At 58.6% G+C, this 2,608-nt stretch carries 4 protein-coding genes and 1 pseudogene; all 5 read right to left on the bottom strand.

What is annotated here, in order from left to right:
- Nucleotides 1-648: pseudogene (locus tag VEZ38_RS14835) on the bottom strand (F0F1 ATP synthase subunit alpha); the annotation flags it as partial.
- Between the two features lie 13 nt (nucleotides 649-661).
- Nucleotides 662-1,207, bottom strand: a complete 546-nt coding sequence (locus tag VEZ38_RS14830) for a F0F1 ATP synthase subunit delta (RefSeq protein ID WP_324894725.1) — start codon at nucleotides 1,205-1,207, stop codon at nucleotides 662-664.
- A complete protein-coding gene (atpF, locus tag VEZ38_RS14825) occupies nucleotides 1,204-1,686 on the bottom strand; it encodes a F0F1 ATP synthase subunit B (protein WP_324894723.1) in 483 nt (160 codons plus the stop codon). Before atpF ends, VEZ38_RS14830 begins: the two co-directional genes overlap by 4 nt.
- Before the next feature lie 111 nt (nucleotides 1,687-1,797).
- Entirely contained in the window at nucleotides 1,798-2,013 is a 216-nt protein-coding gene (gene atpE, locus VEZ38_RS14820) for a F0F1 ATP synthase subunit C (protein WP_138195885.1), read from the bottom strand.
- 54 nt (nucleotides 2,014-2,067) lie between these two features.
- Nucleotides 2,068-2,608: F0F1 ATP synthase subunit A (gene atpB / locus VEZ38_RS14815; protein WP_324894721.1), on the bottom strand; the 541-nt coding region annotated here is incomplete at its 5' end.

The raw sequence follows: 2,608 nt of genomic DNA, 5'->3' as shown, positions 1-2,608 counted from the left end.
GCCATGGCGGCGGAGCGTCTCGACGACTTGCGCGACCGTCGATTGCTTCTGGCCGATGGCGACGTAGATACAAATCACGCCGTTGCCCTTCTGGTTGAGGATCGTATCGATCGCGATCGACGTCTTACCCGTCTGGCGGTCGCCGATGATGAGCTCCCGTTGGCCGCGGCCGATCGGGATCATCGAATCGATCGCTTTGATGCCGGTTTGCATCGGCTCGTGAACGGATTTCCGGTCGATAACGCCCGGAGCCGGGGATTCGACGTTCCGCATTTCGGTCGTCTCGATCGGGCCTTTGCCGTCGAGCGGCTGGCCGAGCGGGTTCACGACGCGGCCGAGCAGCGCTTCGCCTACAGGAACCTGCATGATGCGGCCCGTACGCTTGACTTGCTGACCTTCTTTGATGTCGTGGTATTGGCCCAAGATAACGATACCGACGTTATCTTCTTCCAAGTTCAACGCGTAACCTACGGTGCCGTTCTCGAACTCGAGAAGCTCGCCGGCCATGACGTTCGAAAGCCCGTGCGCGCGCGCTACGCCGTCACCGATCTGGATGACGGTGCCGACTTCCGCGACGTGAGCTTCGGATTGATATTGTTCAATCTGCTGCTTAATGAGCGTGCTGATTTCTTCGGGTCTGATACTCAACGAACCTTCACCCCTATCGTGCGTGATTAAACGATTTCTCGATCTCGGCCAGCTTGGTGGACAAGCTGCCGTCGTACAACGTATCGCCGATCCGGACGCGAATGCCGCCGAGCAGCGACGCGTCTACGACCGTATCGACGGTGACTTCTTTCCCCGTGATCGCGCCGAACTTCCGCGCGATCTCCTGCTGCTGCTCCGCCGTCAACTCGTATGCGGACGTCACGCGCGCTTGCGCGCGGCCGAGCGCCTCGTTGGCGATGTTCCGGTAGGCGGAGGCTACGTCGCCGATCGCGGAACCGCGTCCGCGCTCCACGAGCAGCTTGAGCGTATTGAGCACATGCTCGGACACTTGGCCGCTTACCGCTTGCTGCAGCGCGCGAACCTTCGCGTCCATGCCGATGTTCGGATGTTGGAAGAAGGCGCGGATGTCCGCGTCTCCGCCGAGAGCGCCGGCTACCGCATCAAGCTGCGCGCCGGTGTCCTCGACCGCGTTCTTCTCTTGCGCGACCGCGAACAGCGCCTTCGCGTACCGCTTCGCCGCTACCGCCATGGCGCTCATCGGCTTCCGACCTCTTTCAGATACTTATCGACCAAAGCTTCCTGAGCGGAAGCGTCGACTTCCTTCTCGATAATCTTGGAAGCGATCTTGACGGACATCTCGCCGACTTGCTTGCGAAGCTCGGCGATCGCTTGGTTTTTCTCGCTGACGATGTCTTGCTGCGCGGCTTCCTTCAGGCGAGCCGCTTCGTTCTTGGCGGCTTCGACGAGCTCTTCCGCCGACTTCGTGCTGATCTTGCGGGAGTTTTCCACGATCTCTTGCGCTTCCTTGCGCGCCTGCTCGATCGCTTTGCGCTGCTCTTCGAGCAACGCCGCGCTCTCCTTCCGGTTCGCTTCCGCTTGCTCGAGCTCGCCGACCACGAGGCGCTTGCGCTGTTCCATGATGTTAAACAACGGACCGAACGCGTACTTGTTCAAGAGCAGGTAGAGCAACACGAACGCGATGATCGTTATGACCGTTGATGTCCATACGAATTCCAAAGCTGACACTCCTTTCTACGAGTCGTTCATGCCAGCCGTGTATAGGCTGAATCCAAACGGAAGGCGTGGAGGGCTGAAGCCTTCCGCGCCTGTAAGCTTGTATGAGGCGGCTTACGCTCCGAAGAACATCAAGAAGCCTACGACGACGCCGATGATCGGAACGACCTCGACGATACCGACGCCGATGAACATCGTCGTTTGCAGCGTGCCGCGAAGTTCCGGCTGACGCGCGATGCCTTCTACCGTCTTGCTGACGATCAAACCGTTACCGATACCTGCGCCAAGCGCGCCCAAACCGATTGCCAAAGCTGCACCTAAAAATTCCATTTGTAAATCCTCCTCAAAGGTTTAAGTGGTTTCTGTATCCTGCGAATCGCCCGATTAGTGGGCGCTTTCGTCATGCACCGTAGCTTGCGAAATGTACACCATCGTAAGAATCGTGAACAGGAACGCCTGAATCGCGCCTACGAAAATACTGAAGCCTTGCCATGCCGCCATCAGCGGAATGCCGATCCAACCCATCATCAAGATCGTCGAGATCAACACCTCGCCGGCGAAAATGTTCGCGTACAAACGCAGCGCGAGCGTAAGCGGCTTCGCCAATTCCTTCAAGATGTTGAGCGGGAAGAAAATCGGGAACGGCTCGAAGTAGTGTTTCAGGTAGTGCTTCGTGTTGTCCCGGAGACCCAAGAAGTGGACCAGGAAAATCACTACGATCGCCAGGCCCGCCGTCACCGCGATGTCCGCCGTCGGAGACTTCCAGAACGCCAGCGCGAGATGCTCGTGCGCCGCATGCGCCGCCGCGACCGCTTCTTCGGTAATGACTTCCAAACCGAATACCGTTACCGCGCCGTGATGATCCTCCGACACTTCCCACACGAGACCGAACGGCAAACCGAGCAAGTTCGAGACGAAAATGAAC

Source organism: Paenibacillus sp., assembly GCF_035645235.1.
In the GTDB taxonomy this organism is placed as follows: Bacteria; Bacillota; Bacilli; order Paenibacillales; family YIM-B00363; genus Paenibacillus_AE.
This window is presented reverse-complemented; position numbering and strand designations above follow the sequence as displayed.

What these genes read in the sequence shown, in the direction of transcription:
- VEZ38_RS14830 (WP_324894725.1), bottom strand. Translation starts at nt 1,207, where the DNA reads ATGAGCGCCATGGCGGTAGCGGCGAAGCGGTACGCGAAGGCGCTGTTC.
- atpE (WP_138195885.1), bottom strand. Translation starts at nt 2,013, where the DNA reads ATGGAATTTTTAGGTGCAGCTTTGGCAATCGGTTTGGGCGCGCTTGGC.